Source organism: Methanosphaera sp. WGK6 (genome assembly GCF_001729965.1).
GTDB lineage: Archaea > Methanobacteriota > Methanobacteria > Methanobacteriales > Methanobacteriaceae > Methanosphaera.
Window position 1 is genome coordinate 40,269 of the sequence record NZ_JRWK01000010.1, and the last position, 23,284, is coordinate 63,552.

21 protein-coding genes are annotated in these 23,284 nt (G+C 25.4%); 4 read left to right on the forward strand and 17 right to left on the reverse strand.

Features of this window, described 5'->3' with window-relative positions:
* Positions 1-167: 167 nt before the first annotated feature.
* Entirely contained in the window at positions 168-1,124 is a 957-nt protein-coding gene (gene cysK, locus NL43_RS06090; RefSeq protein ID WP_305791259.1) for a cysteine synthase A, read from the reverse strand.
* Positions 1,125-1,647: 523 nt separating this feature from the next.
* Here cysK and cysE point away from each other — a divergent pair.
* On the forward strand, positions 1,648-2,361 hold the full coding sequence (gene cysE / locus NL43_RS06095) for a serine O-acetyltransferase (RefSeq protein WP_069593166.1): 714 nt from the start codon (positions 1,648-1,650) through the stop codon (positions 2,359-2,361).
* Between the two features lie 21 nt (positions 2,362-2,382).
* Here cysE and NL43_RS06100 read toward each other — a convergent pair whose 3' ends face one another.
* From NL43_RS06100 to NL43_RS06155, 13 genes are all read right to left on the reverse strand, one after another.
* Positions 2,383-2,847, reverse strand: a complete 465-nt coding sequence (locus tag NL43_RS06100; RefSeq protein WP_069593167.1) for a hypothetical protein — start codon at positions 2,845-2,847, stop codon at positions 2,383-2,385.
* Positions 2,847-3,965 (reverse strand): prepilin peptidase, encoded by a 1,119-nt coding sequence (locus NL43_RS08525; RefSeq protein ID WP_069593168.1) that lies wholly within the window; start codon positions 3,963-3,965, stop codon positions 2,847-2,849. The genes NL43_RS06100 and NL43_RS08525 overlap by 1 nt, the downstream gene beginning before the upstream one ends.
* Before the next feature lie 36 nt (positions 3,966-4,001).
* Positions 4,002-5,603: a CTP synthase gene (locus NL43_RS06110; RefSeq protein ID WP_084790437.1), complete on the reverse strand. Its 1,602-nt coding sequence runs from the start codon at positions 5,601-5,603 to the stop codon at positions 4,002-4,004.
* 252 nt (positions 5,604-5,855) lie between these two features.
* Entirely contained in the window at positions 5,856-7,058 is a 1,203-nt protein-coding gene (locus tag NL43_RS06115) for a cofactor-independent phosphoglycerate mutase (protein ID WP_069593170.1), read from the reverse strand.
* A 93-nt stretch (positions 7,059-7,151) separates the two neighbouring features.
* Complete coding sequence (locus NL43_RS06120; protein ID WP_069593171.1) at positions 7,152-7,901, reverse strand: NADAR family protein; 750 nt, start codon at positions 7,899-7,901, stop codon at positions 7,152-7,154.
* A 130-nt stretch (positions 7,902-8,031) separates the two neighbouring features.
* Positions 8,032-9,063, reverse strand: coding sequence for a homoserine dehydrogenase (locus tag NL43_RS06125; RefSeq protein ID WP_069593172.1), 1,032 nt, complete (start codon positions 9,061-9,063; stop codon positions 8,032-8,034).
* Between the two features lie 12 nt (positions 9,064-9,075).
* Positions 9,076-9,564, reverse strand: a complete 489-nt coding sequence (locus tag NL43_RS06130; RefSeq protein WP_069593173.1) for a hypothetical protein — start codon at positions 9,562-9,564, stop codon at positions 9,076-9,078.
* Entirely contained in the window at positions 9,561-9,776 is a 216-nt protein-coding gene (gene gatC / locus NL43_RS06135; RefSeq protein WP_069593174.1) for an Asp-tRNA(Asn) amidotransferase subunit GatC, read from the reverse strand. The genes NL43_RS06130 and gatC overlap by 4 nt, the downstream gene beginning before the upstream one ends.
* A 122-nt stretch (positions 9,777-9,898) precedes the next feature.
* Entirely contained in the window at positions 9,899-11,326 is a 1,428-nt protein-coding gene (locus tag NL43_RS06140; RefSeq protein WP_069593175.1) for an asparagine synthetase B, read from the reverse strand.
* Between the two features lie 62 nt (positions 11,327-11,388).
* Positions 11,389-11,670, reverse strand: coding sequence for a DUF5379 family protein (locus NL43_RS06145; protein ID WP_069593176.1), 282 nt, complete (start codon positions 11,668-11,670; stop codon positions 11,389-11,391).
* Between the two features lie 115 nt (positions 11,671-11,785).
* The gene (locus tag NL43_RS06150; protein WP_069593177.1) at positions 11,786-16,519 is read right to left on the reverse strand and encodes a glycosyltransferase; all 4,734 of its coding nucleotides are present in this window, start codon (positions 16,517-16,519) and stop codon (positions 11,786-11,788) included.
* Between the two features lie 202 nt (positions 16,520-16,721).
* Positions 16,722-16,880, reverse strand: coding sequence for a cation transporter dimerization domain-containing protein (locus NL43_RS08170; protein ID WP_084790438.1), 159 nt, complete (start codon positions 16,878-16,880; stop codon positions 16,722-16,724).
* Positions 16,861-17,610 (reverse strand): cation diffusion facilitator family transporter, encoded by a 750-nt coding sequence (locus NL43_RS06155; RefSeq protein WP_084790439.1) that lies wholly within the window; start codon positions 17,608-17,610, stop codon positions 16,861-16,863. The genes NL43_RS08170 and NL43_RS06155 overlap by 20 nt, the downstream gene beginning before the upstream one ends.
* A 267-nt stretch (positions 17,611-17,877) precedes the next feature.
* On the opposite strand from NL43_RS06155, the gene rqcH reads away from it, so the two are divergent.
* A complete protein-coding gene (rqcH, locus tag NL43_RS06160; RefSeq protein WP_084790440.1) occupies positions 17,878-19,887 on the forward strand; it encodes a ribosome rescue protein RqcH in 2,010 nt (669 codons plus the stop codon).
* A gap of 139 nt (positions 19,888-20,026) precedes the next feature.
* On the opposite strand, the gene NL43_RS06165 is transcribed toward rqcH, so the two are convergent.
* Both NL43_RS06165 and NL43_RS06170 read right to left on the reverse strand, forming a co-directional pair.
* On the reverse strand, positions 20,027-20,731 hold the full coding sequence (locus NL43_RS06165; RefSeq protein WP_069593179.1) for a metal-dependent hydrolase: 705 nt from the start codon (positions 20,729-20,731) through the stop codon (positions 20,027-20,029).
* A 44-nt stretch (positions 20,732-20,775) separates the two neighbouring features.
* The gene (locus tag NL43_RS06170; RefSeq protein ID WP_069593180.1) at positions 20,776-21,915 is read right to left on the reverse strand and encodes a UDP-N-acetylglucosamine--N-acetylmuramyl-(pentapeptide) pyrophosphoryl-undecaprenol N-acetylglucosamine transferase; all 1,140 of its coding nucleotides are present in this window, start codon (positions 21,913-21,915) and stop codon (positions 20,776-20,778) included.
* Positions 21,916-22,060: 145 nt separating this feature from the next.
* Between NL43_RS06170 and NL43_RS06175 the strand changes: the two genes are divergently transcribed.
* Together NL43_RS06175 and NL43_RS06180 are read left to right on the forward strand one after the other, a co-directional pair.
* On the forward strand, positions 22,061-22,243 hold the full coding sequence (locus tag NL43_RS06175) for a class III signal peptide-containing protein (protein WP_069593181.1): 183 nt from the start codon (positions 22,061-22,063) through the stop codon (positions 22,241-22,243).
* 13 nt (positions 22,244-22,256) lie between these two features.
* Positions 22,257-22,439 carry a class III signal peptide-containing protein gene (locus NL43_RS06180; RefSeq protein ID WP_069593182.1) on the forward strand — a complete coding sequence of 61 codons (183 nt, stop codon included), beginning with the start codon at positions 22,257-22,259 and terminating at the stop codon, positions 22,437-22,439.
* A gap of 12 nt (positions 22,440-22,451) precedes the next feature.
* Here NL43_RS06180 and NL43_RS06185 read toward each other — a convergent pair whose 3' ends face one another.
* Complete coding sequence (locus NL43_RS06185) at positions 22,452-22,910, reverse strand: phosphopantetheine adenylyltransferase (RefSeq protein WP_069593183.1); 459 nt, start codon at positions 22,908-22,910, stop codon at positions 22,452-22,454.
* Between the last annotated feature and the right edge of the window lie 374 nt (positions 22,911-23,284).

Consider the following 23,284-nt stretch of genomic DNA (forward strand, 5'->3'; position numbering starts at 1 on the left):
CATTTGAAAGTAAATAATTATTCTTTTTTTAAAAAAAATATCCTATTTTATAGTATAATCAATTTAAAAAATATATCTATTATTGTTTATTTAAAAAAGGTAGATGGGGGTGAGTAAATATATAATTGGTGATAAGAATGTTATGTTGATGATAAATTGTACATTATTTAGTAGTATAAATCAACTAACCAATCAACACTAAGATACCTTTCTCCTGTATCAGGTAATATTGCTACAATTGTTTTACCTTTATTTTCTGGTCTTTTAGCTAGTTCTAATGCTGCAAATACATTTGCACCTGAAGATATTCCTGCAAGAATTCCTTCTTTTTGTGCTAAAGCTATTGTTGTGTTTCCTGCATCTTCATCAGCTACTGTGAGTACTTCATCAACTACATCTAAATCTAATGTATCTGGTATAAATCCAGCACTTATTCCTTGTATTTTATGTACTCCTTTTCTTCCTTCAGTTATTACTGGTGATGCAGCTGCTTCTACTGCTACTGCTTTAAAATCTTCTTTTAATGGTTTTATGGACTTAGCAATTCCTGTTATTGTTCCACCAGTACCTGCTGCTGCTACAACAATATCTACATTTCCTTCAGTGTCTTTATATATTTCAGGTCCTGTTAATTTTTCATGAATTTCAGGATTTGCTTGATTTTCAAATTGTTGTAATATTATGGAATTTTCAATTTCTTCATTTAATCTTTCTGCTTCTTTGATTGCTCCTGGAATTCCATCTGCTGCTGGTGTTAATATTAAATCTGCTCCAAAGATTTTCACTAGTTTTCTTCTTTCTATTGAGAATGATTCAGGTAATACTATTTTTAATTTATATCCTTTTGCTGCAGCTGCAAATGCTAATGCTACACCTGTATTACCACTTGTTGGTTCTATGATTGTTGTATCTTTGTTTATTTTTCCTTTTTTCTCTGCATCTTCTATTAAAGATACTGCTACTCTATCTTTTACACTACTTACTGGATTAAATGATTCTACTTTTACTAGTACTTCTGCTTCTAGTCCTTCAGTTAAATTATTTAATCGTACTAATGGAGTATTACCTATTGTTTCTGTAATATCATTTGCTATTGGTTTTTTTAATATTTCTATATTTTCTATTGCCATTGTTCCACTCCTATTTTTTTTTGATTTGTATCATTATTATCTTTAATTTTATTTTTGTTAAGTAATTCTATTATATTTAAATGTATAATTTTTTTTATTGATTAACATTGAAAAAAAATATAACAATAGTTATATTTTTAAATAATAAAAAAATAAATTAACTCATGTTTTAAATAACACTGTTAATTTTTTAAATATATTACATAATTATAGTATTCATTAAACAATTATGATTAATATAGTATATAAATTTAACGAATAAATATACTTAAAAAACAATTAATTAAATATAAGTTAATTTCTTTCTTTATTTTAATAACAATTATTCTTACATATACTATTTTAATATATAAACTATATAAACTTAACGATTGTTATATTCAAAAAAATAAGATAATAATCCATAGATAAATTATTATAACAATGTTAATATACTAATAAATACAAAAAATACAATAAAAAAATACAAATAAGAAAAATAACTAAATGATTAATATAAAACAAGAGGATTAAAAAAATGTTTGATATACTAAAAGAAGACATAAATACTGTTTTCGCAAATGATCCAGCAGCTAAAAGCAAAATAGAAGTAATATTATGTTATCCTGGATTACATGCATTGTGGCTTCATAAAATTGCACACTGGTTCTGGAAAAAAAATAATAAATTATTAAGCAGATTTATATCACACATTAATAGATTCTTAACAGGAATTGAAATACATCCTGGAGCTACAATAGGTCGTAGATTCTTTATAGACCATGGAATGGGAGTGGTTATTGGAGAAACCACAATCATAGGAGATGATGTTTTATTATACAAAGGAGTTGTACTAGGAGGTACAAGCCTTGAAAGTAAAAAAAGACATCCAACTTTAGGAAATAATGTAGTAGTTGGAACTAATGCAATAGTACTTGGAGACATAGAAATAGGTGATAATTGTCAAGTAGGAGCTGGAGCAGTAGTAACAAAACCAGCACCAGCCGGATCTACAATAGTAGGAATTCCAGGAAAAACATTAGAATCAATCAGAAAACAAACAAAACAAAAACATGACCTTGAACATGGAAAAATACCTGATCCTATCACAGAAATACTAAACTTATTAATTCAAAGACAAGAAGAACTAGAAGAAATAGTATATCATGAAAATCGTTCAGCTGAAGATAGAAAACGAATGTATAAAGAATTACAAGAACTAGCAAAAAACACTTATGATCATGAAAAATAAGAGGATAATAAAAAAATATCCTCATTTAAAATAAATATTTACACTTCTTTCACCAGTAGATGAATTAATCCACTTAATCTCTGTATTATAATACCAACGATTTTTTAAACTAACATAATAATAAGTAGATTTACCATTAAAACTAATTTTACAAGGAACCAAAACACGAACTTCCTTTGTTTCATCATCCGATAAATCTACATAAGAATATAAATAATGATTACCACTAACTAACCTATAATAAATTTTCATATCCACTGGACACTTAATACTAATAACTTTAGAAGAACCATAATCTGATGAATAAATCATCCTAACATTATTTGAAAGTTCAATCAAAGTATTTTTAACTTCAACAGTATTTTTAATATCACTTATATCATCTATTTCATCAATACATAAAGGTATAGAAATTATGGATAATATAATCATAGATATAATAAAAATTAATAAATACTCTACAGCAATTTGACCATATTTATCCATTAAATCAACTCCATTATAAATAAAAATACTTGAAATATATTTCCAAATAATAAAGTTATAATAAGACCCACTAAAATAAAAGGTGCAAATGGTAAACCTTTTTTAATAGGTACATTTGAAATAAAATTACGCTCATTTAGTTTCTTTAGTAATAAAATATCATTATCTTCTAAACCTGCAGCATTTGCATAAATTATAACTTCACAAAGACTATTATTTTTTAGTTTATTAAACCATGATAATTCATTGAAATAATACTGATTATCATATCTACATAATGGATATGCTAGAATCATACCATTATTTAAACAAGACACATCATAAAAATCAGTGAATACCTTATTAAATAATCGTATTTTCATAATATTTCTTATAATAACTATAAATTCAATTATTATAAATTGACTTAAAAATATTAAAAAATTTCCCTCAATACATTCCCATATTAAAACTATAATTGTAAATAAAATAATAACATATTTATTTTCTTTAAATAATTTATTCATTAAACATAAGAATATAATCATAATTATTAATTTTAAAAGTATATTATCTACATGACATGAACCAATTAATATAGAACTAATTATTAATAAATCCAAATTAAAAATACATTCTTTAATCTTGATAGTGTTCTTTAAATCTTTAATTAAAAATGGTTTTCTTTTTAATATAATATAAAACATAATTACTACAATTAATGGCATTACTGAAAAAATACTACTTATAATTACCCATAAACTAGGAATACTATCCTCTAAAAAATAAAAGGGTAATTTTAAAAACCCAATACGATACATAGGTACAATATCTAAAAACTCTGGAATAAATAAAGTAGATATTGCAGTGAGTAATTTAACATCCCCTCCGGCCCATACACCTAAATACCATAAAGTATAAGATATTATAAACGTGATAATGACAGAAATATAATAAAATAAACTAAATTTATTAATTAAAAGATGATAAATGCTAACAAGCATTAAACCTATTAAAATAGTAGTTAAAGTTAATTTATTTGGTATAATATTCCATTTAATATCAGTATATGTTGATATACTACAACATACTACTATAATTACTATTCCTAAGATTTTTATTAAAATATCTAAATTCATAACTTACTTAAATTAAAAAAAAGGGAAAGAGAAAGATTATATTTTATTTTCTTTATTAATCTTTGCTGCATTAATGAATGATTTGAATATAGGATGTGCTTTATTTGGTCTTGATTTAAATTCAGGATGGAATTGACATCCTAAGAACCATGGATGATTTTTAAGTTCAATCATTTCTACTAAGAAATCATCAGGAGATGTACCTGATATAATAGCTCCAGATTTAATTAATGCATCTCTATATTCATTATTTACTTCATATCGATGTCTATGTCTTTCTGAGATTTGAGTATCTTTGTATGCTTCATAAGCAATAGTTCCTTCTTTTATTTTACATGGATAAGCACCAAGTCTCATGGTTCCACCCATATTATTGATTTTCTTTTGTTCTTCCATCATATCAATAACAGGACATGTTGAATTTTCATCAAATTCAGTACTATTAGCATCTTCATAACCATTTAATTGAGCAATAGCAATTGCCATAGCATGTAAACCTAGACATATACCAAAGATAGGTATGTTATTTTTAATTGCATATTTCACGGTTTCAATTTTACCTGTAATTCCTCTTTCACCAAATCCACCAGGTATTAATAAACCATCATATTGATTTAATGAATCTAAATTAAATTCATTATCTGCTTTTATCCAATCAATTTCAACATTAACTTTATTAGCTGCACCTGCATGCTTTAAAGATTCACGTATACTGATATATGCATCTTCTAATTCTACATATTTACCTACAACAGCTATCTTTACCTTAGGTGTTTCTATTTTTAAATCTTCTACAATTTGACTCCATTCATATAAATCTGCTTTTTCAGGAGCTTCTATATTCAATCTATTTAAAACATAATTTCCTACATTGGATGAATACATAACTAATGGTACTTCATAGATTGAATGAGCATCAGGCGTATTAATTACAGCTTCAAATGGTACATCACAGAAATGTGCTATTTTCTCTTTAAGATTTTTATCTAAAGCAAGCTCAGATCTACATACAATCATGTCAGGATTTATTCCTAAACCTCTTAATTCTTTAGTACTGTGTTGTGTTGGTTTAGTTTTAAATTCTTTTGCAGCTTTTAAGTAAGGAACATATGTCACATGAACAAACATACAATTTTCATGTCCTTCTTCATTTTTAAGTTGTCTTGCTGCTTCTATAAATGGTTGACTTTCAATATCACCAACAGTTCCACCAATTTCCACCATGACAACTTCTGCTTTTGTTTTTTCAGCAACATTTCTTATCATTAATTTAATTTCATCAGTAATGTGTGGTATAATTTGTACACATGCACCAAGATATTCACCTTTTCTTTCTTTTTCTATTACTGATGAGTAAACTTTACCTGTTGTAATATTTGCTTTTCCAGATAATTCTACATCAAGGAATCTTTCATAGTGTCCTAAATCTAAGTCACATTCCATCCCATCATCAGTTACATAAACTTCACCATGTTGATAAGGATTTAATGTACCAGAATCCCAATTAAGATAAGGATCAATTTTTATTGCTGTTACGTTAACGCCATATGATCTTAAAATTCTTCCAATTGATGCTGAAGTAATTCCTTTTCCAATGGAACTTACTACACCACCAGTTACTACTATATACTTTGACAAAATATCAACTCTTCCCTTTAATGTTGTAATATTATTAATATAATTTATGGTTATTTGAATAATATACTAATACTTAGACTAAATTATATTAATTATTTAATATATATTTTTGTAAAATTTATAAAAAATTTACTGTTACTTTAATATTTATAACTTATTATATTTAGATTTTACATTTAATAAGTCAATGTCTAAAAAAAAGTTTTATAAAAAAATATTTTTAAAAAAAAATTAGAAATAATTAATTAACAATTATTCTTTACTAATTTTTATCATTTCACTAAGTAATGTATGGCCAATAATAGTACCATAGTTTCCTTTTGACATATCTTCTGAAAATACTTCTGTTGCATCAGGTTCTTTAATATTAGGATTATATATTGCAAATGGAACAGGAGACATTGTATGTGTTTTTATATCAATAGGTGTTGGATGATCAGGTAATAATGCTATTGTGAAATTTGAATCAATTTTTGGTAATTCTTTTAATAATTTATCAAGAATTATACTATCAATATTTTCAATAGCTCTTAATTTTTCAGGTAAGTTACCTTCATGTCCTGCTTCATCAGGTGCTTCTATATGTATATATTGAACATCATGTGTTTTAAGAGATTCTAATGCATAATCAACTTTATTTTCATAATTAGTGTCGAAATATGCAGTTGCTCCTGGAACTTCTATTACATCTAAGTTAATATATGTACTTATACCTTTAAGTAAATCTACACCAGTAATTGTTGCACCACTTAAACCATATTTTTCTGGAAAATTACCAATAACTGGTTTTGCTCCTTGACCCCATAACCAAATCATATTAGCAGGTAATTTTCCTTCTGCTACACGTTTTTTATTAACAGGGTGATTTTCAAGTACTTCTACAGAGTCTTCCATTAATTTATTAATAATTTGTGCTTTTTCATTAGTAATTGGTTTAAGATAATTATCTTTTGTTTGTTGACCTACTACATCATGAGGTGGTGTTGATTTTAAATCTTCCATTGCTAAATCATCAATTACAAATAAATTTCTATAACTTACTCCAGTATAAAATGTTCCTAAATCACCAAAATGTTCATTCAATGCTTTTATAAGTTCATCAGATTCTTCTGTTGATATATGATCTGCTGTGAAGTCATTAATTGCTCCATCTTTCATATTTATAAAATTAAGACGGAATGCAACATCAGTATCTCCAAGTTTTACTCCTACACTAGGTGCTTCTAATGGTCCTCTTCCTTTAAGCATGGATGGATCAAATCCCATAATTGATGTATTTGCTACATCAGATCCAGGAGTCATTCCATCAGGAACATTTTTTACCATACCTGTATAACCATTTTTAGCTATAAAATCCATATTAGGTGTATTTGCATGTATTACTGGAGTTTCTCCATTGATTTCTTTTAATGGCTCATCTGCCATTCCATCAGCTATAACTATTACGTATTTCATCGAATCACTTATAATTTATTGTTTTCATTTGTTTAATATTATATATTATTTTTAGATTATTAATTATTTCCTAAAATTTAGGTTAACTTAAATTTAATGCATATGTGAACACATGCATCTTTCTTTACTGTAAGGATCACCAGATAAATCCCAATCTATTTTATCATAATTTTTATAAACTGCATTTAATACATCACGAATTTCCATCATAGCTAAACCAAATAAGTTTTTACCTATGAATTTACCATTTTCTTCTTCAACACCCCATTCTAAATTATCACTCTTGAATACTATGCCTTTATCACCAGTTTTTATTAATTCTTTTGTGAAATTAATATCTGTTACGATTTTATAATATAAAGCATTGATGTATACTGTGTATTTTAATTCTTCCCATATTTTATCAGATTTATTTCTAAAATTATTTTCTATAACACTTATTATTTCCTTAGCTGAAGAATATTTGTCTGTACCTATATGAATATGTGTTGATTCATCTTTAATCAATTGATCATACATGAAAATATAATCATTATTTTTATTAAAATCAATATTATATTTAGGTTTTCCTGTAGAACTCCATAAATTAATAAATAAAGGTTTTGTTGAATCACCCAATAATTTTTTAGTATTTTCACTTAAAGAATCATCAGCAATTATTTTATCACCAAATGAAGGTGCTTTAGGAAATATTTTATAATATTCATCTTTATCATTGACATTTTCATTAAATTGTATTAAGTATTCAGCACCAGTTCCAGTACGCCAAAAATTTGATTTTTCAGGATATGTAGGATATTTAATCCATGGTGGTGCTATATATGTTTTTTGTTCATCAGACATTATTATCACCTTTATATAAAATAATATTTTTAAAAATTAGTTTAAATTTTATTATATCTTTCAAAAAGAAATATTTTTGTTTAAAATTAGTTAATAGATGATAAAAAAAGTAAGAAGCAGAATATAATACTTAATTTGTATTATATTTTCCTATACTAATTATATCACTCAATAATGCAGATGCTGTTTCTATTGACCCTGCACCTACTCCCACTACAGTAACATCTTCAGATAAATCTGTTTTTAATGTAATTACATTTAATGTTCCATTTACTGCAAATGGTGAACCTTGTTTAACTAACATTGGAGCTACAGTTAATTTACCATCATTTGCTTCAGCTACTAATTTTATTAAATATCCATCCTTAAGTGCTAATTTAACTGCATTTGATGATATATTTGATATTCCTTGTAATGAAACATCATCTAATGATACATCCCAACCCATTAATGAATTTGCAATAATAACTATTTTACATGCAGCATCCAAACCTTCTACATCTTGATAAGGATTTGTTTCAGCAATTCCTAATTCTTGAGCTTCTTTAAGTGTTGGTTCATACTCAGTTCCTTCATTAGCCATACGTGATAATATATAATTAGTTGTACCATTTAATATACCTTGAACTGAATGAATTTTATTTCCTGCTAATGATTCACGACCTAAATTAATAACAGGCATTGTTCCACCAACAGAAGCTTCAAATCTAAATTTAACATTATTTTTACGGGCTTCTTCAATTAATGTTTTAAAGTTTAATGCTAATGGTCCTTTATTAGATGTTACTACATCTTTATTATCATTCATAGCTTTTAATATATGTGATTGTGTTGGTTCTCCATCTTCTATATTTGTTGGAGTTACTTCCACTAGACAATCATATTCTGCTTTATCTAATACACCTATACCATCAATATCAGCTATTCCATATTCAGGATAATCTTTGATTTTACCAGTTTCTTCTTTGATATCTAATGCTTGTTGTGGATTTAAACCATCAGGATTTATTGCTGCGCCTGATCTATCAGATATTGCTGTAATTACTAAGTCTAAGCCATATCTTTCAATTAATTCATCATGTTTCATGAGTACTACTTTTGCTAATCCTTGACCTACTGCTCCAAAACCAAGAATACATAATCTCATTTTATTTGTAGTCATTGAATATTTCTCCTAGATTTCTTTAATTAATACAAGATTATCTTGATCTACAATTTCTTGTATTAAACGAATAGATTCTAAACGTTTATTATTCTTAGTTTCTACAACTATTTTACATACAGATTCTTTAAGGTCATTTCCTATGTTAAGATCAATACTTGATATTTTAATATCATGTAATTCATCAATTTTATGAACTGTATCCATCATATTATTTGTAGAAATATTTCCTAATAATAGAAAAGTTTGTGTTTCTTTTTGTAAAACTCCATCAATTTCCACAATATCAATATTTTCTGCACGTATAACTTCAATTCCTCTTTTTAATATTTCACGGGATCCTTCTATTGTAAAGTGTACTGGAATTTTTCCATCAGCTGTTCTGTTATCGTGTTCATGTATTATTGTAGATACATTTGCACCAAGTCCAGATAATGGTCGTAGTATGTTAACTAATTGTCCAGGAGTATCTGGTAATTCTATTAGTAATTTTAGTCTCATTTTGTCCATTTCCCTTTTTCAGCAATTACACTTCCTTGTTTATCAAGGTGTGTGTTACGTAATATTTTTTCAGGATTTTTACTTAGTTTTTTATCTTCTCTTGTCCTGTTTAGGTTGTCTACTATGTATTGTGTTTCTTCTAAATCAGGTATTTGATCTAATACTTCTGAGAATTTGTTTAATATATTTTCTGCTTCTTTTTCTATTTCCATTATTATACTGCTCCTTAATTTTTTTAGTTTTATGTTAGTTAGTTATGTTATTTAATATGTTTAAATTTATTTAAATAGATTTACTCTATAAGTAATGTAATAGTTAATTAAACTAGTTCGTGTTAGTTTAAGATTTCATTATATGGTTCTTTTTTTATTATTTTCTTTTTTATTATTTTATCAATACCTGTTCCATATTGTGCTGCCTTTTTGGGTCTGTATGCTATTTCTTTGGGTACTCCTAATTCATAAGCTACATCTCTAAGTATATGTTTTCTTATACTATCATCTTCAGAATCAAGTAGGTAGTCTATTGGCATTTTTAATGCCGTGTCAATTACATTTTTATCAAGAAATGGTACTCTTAATTCTACTGAATTACTCATAGTAGCTTTATCATCACGTTCTAAATTAACATCATAAATATTATTCAAATCATGATCTAATTCAATGAGGAGTTCTTTTGGTTGATTATATTTCCTTTTATATCTATTATATCCTGCAAATAATTCATCTGCTCCTTGACCTGATAAAATTACTTTATGATTATCTTCTCTTGCTAATTGGGATGTTAATTTAATTATCATTCCCACTCCTATTTTCATAAGATTTGTATCTTCTATTGTTTTTATTGTAGGACAAAATGATTCTTCAATAATATCCTTATTAATTATTCTTGTTTTGAGAGGTAAATCTATATCCTTTGCAACTTTTTTAGCATATTTTAAATCTTGACTATTTTCAGTTCCTATAGTATATAATGTAACGTTAACTCCTAATTGTTTAAGTAAAATTGCAATAAGAGTACTATCAACTCCTGCTGAAAATAATAATGCTACATTATCTAATTTATGTACTCTTTTTGAAACTGATTCTTTTATTACTTTTTTAAGAGTATTTTTTGCAGTTTCATAATCTTTAAAATAATTGCCATGTACTTTTTCTTTTCTTATTTCTATAATTTCATCATTGAATATCATACATGTTGGTTTTAAATTTCTTACATTTGTCAAACCTATCTTTTTTAATGCCTTTTGTTCTGAAGCAAAAGCAAAACAATTATCATTTATTGCATAATAGATAGGTTTAACACCAACATCATCACGTATAACAATATAATCAGAACCATCAGTTATACAGAAAGCATAATCTCCGTCAAATAAATTTATTGATTTTAAAACAGCTTCTTTAAGATTACCTTTATAATTATATTCAATAATTTTCAAAATTACTTCACAATCAGATCCTGTTCTTAAATCATTAATATCATATTGGTTAATTAATATTTCATAATTATATAATTCTGCATTTGAAATTAAAACTAAATTATTTGAAAATAAGGGTTGCAATTCATTTATTCCTACTATTGATAATAAATTATGACCTAACATAAAATTTGAATCAATTGCATCATATATATCATCATTTAAATAAATTTTATTAACTGAATAAATTCCTTGTCCATCAGGCCCTCTATGAGATAAAACACTCATCATTTCTAGTAATTGAGTTTTAACATTTTGTCCGTTAATTCCTACTATTGAACACATAAAATAATACCATGAAAATTATTATAAAAAAAAGATTAAAATGGAGATTAAGAATAGTCATATTAGAGTACTATATAGTTTAATAACATAATCCAAACTACCATCCACATGAAATAAAATGGTAAAATACCATTCATTATCCATGAACCTAATGATATTTTTTCTCGACCATACTTACTTTCTGCTATTTTTCCTAATAAATATACTATTACAACTGAGATTATAACTCCTATAAATTCATTTGTGATAGGTAAAATTCCTTTAACACTAAATAAATAAGATATTATTCCAGCTACAATTCCTCCAATGATATGTTCATAAGACATTATTGTTACTTCATCCATTATATCAACTATCTTAAAATTTTATTTCCCTTACATTAAATATTATATTAAATATATTTATAATATTACTAATATATTTTTTCTATAATTTTCTCAAAAAAATGAATAGTACTAATTATACTCCATCATTGAGATATTTATTATATAATTCCATATATTCTTCAGCCATTTCTTTAGTAGTTTTAAATTTAATTGATGGTATTTGTTTTACTACATTATTATATTTATCAGAATCATTTACTATTTCTAATATGTTAGTGTATGCTTCTTTAGGATTAGATGATATTAAAAATCCTCCACCATCTCGTTTAATTCTTTCACCTAAAGCTCCAATATCCATTGCAAGAATAGGAATTCCACAACCTAATGATTCTGTCATTGTATGACAATATGTTTCAGGCCATATTGAAAAGATACCAATGAATTGTGGTTTTATTTCATGAACTAATTTACAAAACTCACTTCGTTTATAAGGCCCATGAACTATACCAATTTCTTCAAGACAATAATTAGAATCCATATTACCTAAAAAATGGAATTCTAATTTATTTTCCACATCATATTTTTTCACTGCTTTTATAAATGAAGCTCCTTTACTTGTACTTATATTTCCTGGAAATACTATTCTTATGACTTTATCATCTATTGTGGCTATATTATCCATATTAGATGGTGTTTTAATATCTCTTCCATGTTCTATTATTTTAAATTGTTTTTCTTTAAGTTCAGGATAGAATTCAGTATGTATATCATATGCTGATTGTGATGTTGTTACAAATGCTGAACAACATTTAAATACATCATTCATGTTTTCTCGCCAGGTATTAATAAATGGTTTAAGTAATGGTGCTCCAAGACCCATAGTGATTCTACATTGTTCTATGTTATCATTATCAGTACTTGAATTACAATGACCTCCACAATATTGATTAGTATCATCAATTAAGTTATGTGATGGACATACACAGTAGAAATCATGGAATGACATTATTACAGGAATACCCAATGCATGTGCAATATGTGGCATGTCTAATGAATGTCTAATCATGTGTCTAATATGTACTATATCAATATGTAAATTCTTAAGAACATTGAAATATACTGCAGCATACTGATAAATTGTTGGTTTTGCAAGAGTATATTTCTCTTTAATATTTAATGATGCTATTTGTTTTAAATGTCCTTTAAATTCATCATCTACTCCTTTATTTGATTCAAATGAAGTGTATTTGAATAATTTAAATTGTTTTCTACCAGCTGTTAATAGATAAACATCCATGTCGTTATAGACATGTTTCATTAAATCCACACTAGTATATAATGTACCACCTTTACCTTCATGAAGAACATATAATATTCTTTTTCGATTATATTTAGAAACATCAGCTGACTTTAATGTAAAGTTTATATCGCTTCTGATTTTTGCATATTTTTCTGAACGAATAAATTCATCAATTAATTTCTTATATGATGGATGTTTGTTTCTAATATAACTTTTGTGTTCTTCAATTAATTTTCTTTTTTCTTCACCAAAAGAAACACTACGATTATGATAAATATATGTTGATATATCTATAACATTTATCCATCCTGCATTAACTAATCTCATACAGAAATCATTTTCTTCACCATAACCTCTACCAAAGAGCAAATCAAAGCAGCCCACATCATCTATGGCTTTTCGTTTGATAAACATACAAAAACCATTTCCAGTAGGTGTTGTTATTAATGTATCATCACTAATTTTTTCAATGATATTAGCAGTTCCTTGAATTCCTAATCTTTCATCAATAATATTATCTTCACCTATTTTAGGTACTGAAAATGCTCCTGCATTATTAGAAAGTGGAGTTACTGTAGCAATATCATCACGAGTATAAGCTGTGGTTTTAAGTTTTGTTAACCATTTATCTGTTACAATAGTGTCACTGTTTAATATTAAAACATCATATTTTGCTTCTTTAAAACCTATATTAATATTTTTTACAAATCCCTGATTGATTTTATTATGAATTACTTTAATATTCTCTTCTTTACTTAAATTATCTAATAATTCAGTTATTCTTTTATCAGGACTACAATCATTAATAAGTATTAATTCATAGGGCATATTTGTATATTTTATTACAGATTCAATGCATTCTTTTGTTTCTTCATAAGCATTATAAATTGGAATAATGATTGATGTTTTTTCTTGTATAGCTGTTAGAATAATATCTTTTCTTTTATTACTTATTTTCATATCAATTGAATTTATTTTTGAATGTAAATATCTTTGGAAATATTCATTTTTAAAGTAGAATATATTACTTTCATCATATTTAAATCCAGTCTTCCAGCAGGCATAATTAAAACTTAATTGATCCCTACGACTATGATTTACTACTTCATTATACCATGTTTCAAGAAGATTGATTACATTAGTATCATGATGATTTCTAAATAAAATACCACTTGCAATAAGACCATAATTTTCAGGAAAACCTTCATTTTTATATTTTTGTATTTGTGAATTAATTATTTCTATGTCATCTTTTCCTAAATCAATACATGTTTGGGCTTCTTTATATAAACATTCTCTTTCTTCATGTTTAATTGCTAGTAATTTATGTTTTTTAGAGAATTTTTTTATATAATGTTTTAAATTACCTGTTATATCAAAGTTAGAATCTATCCATATTGAATAATCATAATTATCTAAATATTTATGAGGTAATATTTTATAATGTCTTGCTTTTCTAATTTCATCTAAATCTAAATCTTCCATTTGTCTAATTTCCCAAAAATTTGATTTTAAATCAGGATTATCTGTAAAACAGATATAGTCAAAATCAGATTCTATTACTGATGGTGTTATTAAATCATCATAGTTTCCAGTTATTGCCGTATATACTGCTATTTTTTTGTTAGTAAAATCAAAGACATTAGATTTTTCTTCAACAACTTTTTCAAGTGTATTTATTGGATTTAGTTTCCTTGAAATTTCATTTAAAACTTCATGATTTTTGAAAAATGTTCCTTCATACATTACACTAAGTTCGAGAGGAATTTTTAAGTTCATGAAATAAGATAAATTAGGATATACTGGTGTAAAATACTCATAACAATGTTTAACATAAATTAAATCTATTTTAAGATTTGTTAATAAATTAAAATAGAAATTACGATAGTATTCTTTATCCCTATAATTTTTAACTGGCCATTCCCGTATTTTTATAAATTTACTTACTTTATTATAGAATTGTAGTGTTAATTTTTCTTGGTGCCTTGTTAATGTAAGTACATAACATTCATAATTTCTTGCTATTTTATGAAAATTATTATCCAAGACTAATTTCTCATTTTCATCAAGATGAGTTACATATAATATTCTTTCAGCATTTTTATATGGCGTTATATTCTCTTCTATATTTTCAATAGATCTTCTTAAGCTCAGTGAAGTTACAAATGCATCCCATTCATCATATACTTCAGGATGTCTTTTTTGTAGAATTTTTTTATTATGTTTTTTAAGTTCATCTGTTTTTTCTTTTGTGAATGATGCATGTCGTCTATGATATATAAATACTGAATTATCTCTGACATTTATCCAGCCAGATTTTCTTGCACGTGATGTGAAATCTGTTTCTTCACCATATCCTCTACCAAATATTTCATCAAATAATCCTATTTCATTTATAACTTTTCTTTTGATAAATAAACAAAATCCATTTCCTGTTGGACTTACTAAATGTTCTTTAGGTAGTTTATTTACTTGGTATGCCATTTTATTTAAAAATGTTGTGTCTTTCTTGAAGCCTAATTCTTGTATGGATATGTCTGAGGAATTAGAAAATGGTGTTACTGTAGCTATATTATGTTTTGAGTATGCTGTTAATATAATGTGTGATAACCATTTGGGTGTTACTATTGTATCACTATTTAGTAAAACCACATCACCATTACTTGCTTTTATACCTATATTAACATTTTTTACAAATCCTTTATTTTCTTTATTTTGAATTATTTTGACAAATGGTATTTCTTTTAACGTGTCTAATAATTCATTTATCCTTGAATCAGTACTACAATCATTTATTAATATTAATTCATAATTTAAATGAGTATTTAACAGTACACTTCTAATACATTCTTTTGTTTCTTCATATGCATTATATATAGGTATTATTATTGATATTTTATTTTTAAGCTGTTTAATTATAATATTTGATTGTATATTTGAATATTTAGAGTCGAAATTATTATTTACATCTCTTGTTTTTAGATAATCTGATACTAACATGTCATTATATTTAATGTAATGATATAATGGATTTAAGGATACATTGTTTGGATTTGTATGTATTGTATACTCATCTGTGGAGAAATATTTATTAGGATCCAAGCATTCTTTTGCTCCATATAATATGTAATGTATAATTGGATCCATATCTTGAGTTATATTTACAGCTTGTTTTAAATAGTATTCAATGTCAAATTCATCAGAATCATAAATTGTATTATAATATTTTTCAACAGATTTTTTATCTTCTATATCTAAAGAATTCATGTCTATTCTAGCATATCTATAAGTTCTGTTCTGATTTATTCCATATTTAATAAAATGAAGTAATGGATTAATATTAGATGATGCAACATCTTCATGTGTTTTTAAATACCATGCTGGATTAAAATATTTACTTGTAGGATATTCTTCTTCACATCCATTTTCTAAAAAATATTCAATACAATCAATATCCTCTGTTATATTTGGATTATTTTCACGGTAAAATTTTTCATCAAAGTATTTTGATTCTTTAATTAAATTATAATCCGAATATTTATTATTTTCATAAGTTTTATTTTCCATTATATCAAACAATTCCTTTTTTTCATATTATCTTTTTAGAATATTCTTTTAGGGACTGTGAATATTTCTAAAAAAATAGTGAAAATATTTCTTAGTTTAATTAATAATTATTTAAATATTTATTTCTAAGATAATTTAAAAGTTATTAAAAAAATTGAAAGAAAAAATAGAAATTTTTTTAAAAAAAAATAGTAAAAAGAGTTTATTTATATTTTATTTTATCATTTAATCCTTCTTTAGATTCCATATGAATTAAAACATCATTTATTTCTGAAAATTCTTTTTTTATCTTTTTTTCACATATTTCTGATATGTGGTGCGCTTCTTCTAATGATAAATTATTATTTAATACTATATGCATATCTAAAAAAAATACTTGCAGGTGTTCCTCTTGAACGTATATTATGAATATCTTCTATTTCAGGAATATCACTTAATATAGACCTAATTTCTTTTTCATTTATCATTGTTTTATCGAGTAATACATTCATATTTTTATATAATACTTCAAAACCTACTTTAAATATGAGTATTGCTATCAATACTGAAAGTATTGAATCTATGATGATATAACCATAATAAATAAAAATTAAACCTATTAAAACAACAGTTGTTGATAAAGCATCACTTTTAACATGCTGACTATCAGATATTAATAAATCACTCTTTAATTCTACACCTTTTCTATATTCATATATAGCTAAGATAATATTAATTATTAAGATTATTAATAAAATTAGGAAACTAATAAACGTAACACTAGGCGTACCTACACCATTAAATCTATCTATTGCAGATACAATAATTTCATATCCAACTACAAACAATAATATTGCAATAAATATAGAAGCAAATGTTTCTATTTTATAATAACCATAACGATGTTTAGAATCATGAGGCTTACTTGACATCCAAATAGCAATAATCCCAACTATATTTGAAATTCCATCAAAAAGAGAATCATAACCATCAGTTGTCATACTCAGAATATTATAATGAAATCCACATACTATTTTTACAAAAGCCATAAACATATTTACAACTAGAACTATAGTTAAAATTTTATTAACTTGTCTATAATATGTCTCCATTTTATTATTCCCCCTTATTTAATTAATTACTCATTGATTTATAAATAGAACTTTAAACAATAAATAATTATTTATTTTTTAGTTATATTAAAAAAATATTTATGTAAACCTAAAAAAATATGAAAAAAGTAACAAATCATAGAAAAAATGAACATATAACAAAATTATATAAAATAAATAAGAAAAGTAAGAATTTATAATTACCATAAAAACTAAAAATTTATAATAAATTAAATAAAAAAAAATGAGGGTGTAACCATTAAATCAATGTCTAATGTAGATATCCATACAATAGTTAATGAATTAAACAATGAAATAATTAATACGAGAATTGATAAAGCATACCAACCAACTTATGACACTATTAGAATCAAATTAAGAAAAGCTGGAGAAGGAAGAAAAGATTTAGTAATTCAAGCAGGAGTAAGAATTCACTTAACAGACTACCCTCAACCAAATCCAACATTACCACCAAATTTTCCAATGTTACTTAGAAAACATCTTAGTGGTGGAAGTATTACATCTATTAAACAACATAATTTTGATAGAATTATTGAAATTAATGTTCAAAAGAAAGAAAAATACACATTGATTGTAGAATTATTTGATAAAGGAAATGTAATCTTACTAGATAAAGAAAGAAAAATAATATCACCATTAAAACATAAACATTGGCATGATCGTAAAATAACAGCACATGAAGAATACAAATATCCTCCAGAAAAAGGAATAAATATCAATAACACAAATCCAGAAGAATTAAAATCAATAATGCTAGAATCAGACAGAGATGTTACAAGAACACTTGCAATGAATGGACTTGGTGGATTATATTCTGAAGAAATCATCAGTTATACAACAATCAACAAAGAAAAAATAGCACAAGAATTAACAGATACAGAAATTAATGAATTATATAATGCAATAAACACATTATTTGACAAAATAGAACACCATAAACAACCTCAAATTATAAAAGAAACAATAAATAATCAACAAAAAAATAAAGACCTTGTTCCTATTTCATTAAATAAATATAAAAACAATGAAGTAGAAAAATATGAAAATTTCAATAAAGCTGCAGATGAATTCTATAGTAAAAAAATAGTAAATGACATTAAAACACAAGAAGAAAATCTATGGACAAAAAGAATAGGTAAATACCAAAAACGTCTACAAATGCAAGAAGAAACTTTAGATGGATTCTATAAAACAATAGATGATACACAACATAAAGGAGACATTATATACGCACACTATAATGAAATACAAGAAATCATTAATATAATCAATGATGCAAGAAAAAAATATTCCTGGAAAGAAATATCATCAATCATAAAAAAGGCAAAAAAAGAAGGGAATATGCCACAACTAGAAATTATTGAATCAATAGATAAAATGGGTGTTATTAACATGCACCTTGAAGATACACATGTACAGATAGATAGCAATATTGGAATTCCAGAAAGTACTGAAAAATATTATAATAAAGGTAAAAAAGCTAAACGAAAAATCAGTGGAGTAAAAATAGCAATTGAAAATACAAAGAAGGAAATTAAAAAATTAGAACATAAAAAAGATATTGCTATTGATGAATTAAAACAAAAACAACAAAGAAAAGAAAAACGTGAACTTAAATGGTATGAAAAGCTCAGATGGTTTATTAGTAGAGATGGATATCTTGTTATTGGAGGTCGTGATGCAAATAGTAATGATCAAGTAGTTAAAAAATACTCTAAAAATAATGATATATACCTTCACTGCGATATTCATGGAGCACCATCAACTATAGTTCAAAATAATAGTGATGAAGAAATACCAGAAACTACATTATATGATGCTGCTTGTTTTGCAAGTAGTTATAGTAGTGCATGGACTGAAGGATTTAGTTCATATGACTCTTATTGGGTTACTCTTGATCAAGTATCTAAAACACCAAATCCTGGAGAATTTCTTAAAAAAGGTGCTTTTGTAATAAGAGGTAAAAAGAATTTCATACGTAATGTTCCAGTACTTATTGGAATTGGTGTTGTTGAATATGATAATGATAAAAGAATTATGGCTGGTCCTGTTGAATGTGTTAAGAATATGACAGATAATTTTGTAATTGTAAAACCAGGATTTACTAAAAAAGAAAGAATATCTAAAGAAATTCTTAATAAAATAGATTCAGAAAAAATATTTAATATAGATGATATTGTACGTAACTTACCTAGTGGTAAGTGTGATTTATTAGATATTAGAGAATATAATCAAAAATATGGAAAGATTAGATAAGAAATGGATTTTTCCATTATTCTTATTAAAAAAAAGTATAGGATATAATATTATTAAATCTTTCCTTCTAATAAGAATTTTATAATTTTTTATATATAAAGTTTAGTTTCATTAAATTAAACTAAAAGAGTATTTTAGTTTAATCTTCAATATATTCTTCTCCTGGCTGTAATGCTACTGTAAATGTACCTATACTTTCATCTTCAACCAATCTTGCAAAAAGATCAGTGTCTTGTTCTATTTCAGGGAATGTATTATAATGCATTGGTATAACTATACGTGATTGAGTCCATGCAGCTGCTATTGCAGCATCTTCTATACCCATTGTGAATTTATCACCAATAGGTAGTAATGATATATCTGGTTTATATATATCTCCTATAACCATTTTCATATCACCAAATAGTCCAGTATCTCCTGCATGATATATTTTTTTACCACTTTCAAGTGTTATTATAAATCCTACTGCAACTCCTCCTTCTTCTAATTCTTCAGTAAAATCTATTGCAGCAGTATGTCTTGCATCCACCATTGTGATATTTACTAAATTATTGACTGATATTGATCCACCAATGTTCATTCCAATTGCATTTAAGCCTTGTTTTTCAACAAAATTTGCTAATTCATGTGTTGCTATCACTGTTGCTCCAGAATTATTTGCTATTTCAAGTGTATCTCCAAAATGATCCATATGTCCATGTGTTACTAGTATTATATCTGGTTTTAATAACTCAACTGGTGTTGAACATGCAGGATTACTGCTGATGAATGGGTCTATTAATATATTTAATCCTTCTTCTGAAATTATTTTAAATGCTGCGTGTCCTAAGTATTCTATTTTCATTTTTATCCACACCTATTATTTGTTATTATAAGTTATGTTTAATTTTAAATATTTATTTTTTCTATTAAGTTTAGGGCATTTTCCCTTCCATTAAATTGTATGAAGTAATCATATGCTTCTTGATTTAATTTTATTTTATCTTTATTTTCAAGAAGAGTGTTTATTTTATTTAATAAATCTTTTTTATCATTGATTGATGTTGTTTTAGTTAAATTATATTTTTTCATTCTCTCAACATTACGTTGTTGTTCCACATGATTTTCTAGGGCAATTAGTATATTTGGTTTTTGTATAGTTAGTAATTCCATTGATGTTGTATGACCTGCTAGTGCTACTGTTAAATCAGATAACATCATCCACTCCATTAAATTATGTGTAAATTGTTTTATTTTTATTTTTGTTTGGTTATCTTTTAAGTTAAAAGAAGCTGGATTGATTTCTAATCCTGTGAATATGAAAATAGTATCAACATTGATTTTATCAGCTATATCACATATATTAGAAACAAGTGGTTTTCCAAATTCACTACCACCTATTGTTACTACTAATATAATATCATCTTGTTTAAGATTGTATTTTTTTCTTAATTTTTCTTTTGATTCTATTTCTGTAATATTTTTATGAAGTAATGGTCCTATAAATTCTGATTTATGTTTTAGTTCTTGAGGTATTGTTATTGATCCTGGAATGTCTGGAATTAATATTTGTTGACATCCTTTTGATATTTCTATTATTATTTTTCTAACACTTTTTTCAAAATATTTAACAGTAGGTGCATCACTTTCATCGGCAAATCCAAATGTTAAGTCACTTGTTATAATATAACATGGAATATTTAGAAATTTTGCAGTTATTGGTGCGGAATAGTCACAATCAGTAATTATGAGGTCTGGTTTTGTTTTTCTTATAATTTTTGCATCTTTATACATACTTTTTATAAACGTGAATGGAATATCTTTTGATTGTTTTAATGATTCATTCACATTGATTACTCCTTCATTACCTTGAAAATTCATTGAAGGTAGTTCATAAGGATCACATTTATTTTTTTGAAGATAGTGTAATCCCGAACCATAACTTGCAAATTTAACATCATGTCCTCTTGTTTTTAATAATTTAGCTAGCGCTAAGTCTCTTGATGCATGACCTATCCCTACACCACATGTTGTTATTAATATTCTCATAATTACACCTAATTATGTATTAGATATTATATGAGTGTTCTAATAAAATTTTACATTTTATTTATAAGTAATACTTATATATTAAAAAAGTAATAATTTATATTAGTATTACTTAAAATGTATAAAAGTAATACTGGAGATTATTATGAATCTAATAAAAGATGAAAAAGGACAAGGCGCTGCTGAATACATATTATTATTTGGTGGTGTTATTATAATAGCATTAGTGGCACTACAAATATACTCTAATTATTTCTCAAATGGAAGTTCATTTAGTGCTCATGATGATGCTGAACAAATAAGAGCTAATTTAACAAACAATACCTAAAAAACTTAAGAAAATGAAAATTGGAGATATAGATAATAAAGGTCAAATAAGTGCAGAATTAATTTTAATTTTATCTGTTATGAGTATGATTGTTTTAATTACTGCATATTATACTACAAGTTATTTAAATGAAATAACAAATCATACGAAAATTGTTATTAAAAATAGTAGAAATAGTATTTTATCAAAATTATGAAAAAAAGGAATTTTATAATAATTTTCCTTTTTGATCTATCTCTCCTTTCCTAATACGTGTAGATGAAATAGGTACCCCATCATCTGCAAAAACCCATTCAATAACTATAATATCAAGAGGTTTTAGTCCTGTTTCTCTACGTACAGTGTTAATATAAACTGCAGATTGTTCAGTTTCATGACTAACTACAATTGCATCAAGTTGAGGATCTTTATCTGCAGTTCCTGTAGAATCAAATATTTCTTTAATTTGATATTTTTTATCATATTTATTAATTATCTTTTTTAATCTTTTTATTCTTGATTTACAAGGTTCTATTATATGATTTTTATTATTAGCAAATTCATCAGAGGTTATACCTATTAAAACTTCATCAGCCATTTCAAAGGCTGTTTTGATGAGAGCTTCATGACCTTTATGTAACTTATCAAAGGTTCCACCAATAGCAATCTTGTTATAATTAGATTTCATATAATATCATCTTTTTTTAGTAAATTTTTGATTTAAATTAACTGGAAAAATAGTTAAAAAGTAATTTTTTTAAATTCTATCATTAAATTTGTTGAGAATATTATTTAAATAAATCTATTTTATAGAATAATTAACATATCCTTAGATTTAATGTAGAGATTATAGATTATTTAAACCATATGTTTTAAATACTAGGAATTATTTAAGTATTAAATACTTGCTTAGGCAATAATTGTTTTAAAAAGAATTGTATGATACAACAATTAAAAATAGTATTAATTTTTATAAATTCATTTCACACAACATTTATGAAATAACTAAATAAATTCATTTAAAACAATAATCATAAAAAACATGATTTATAATTTAATATT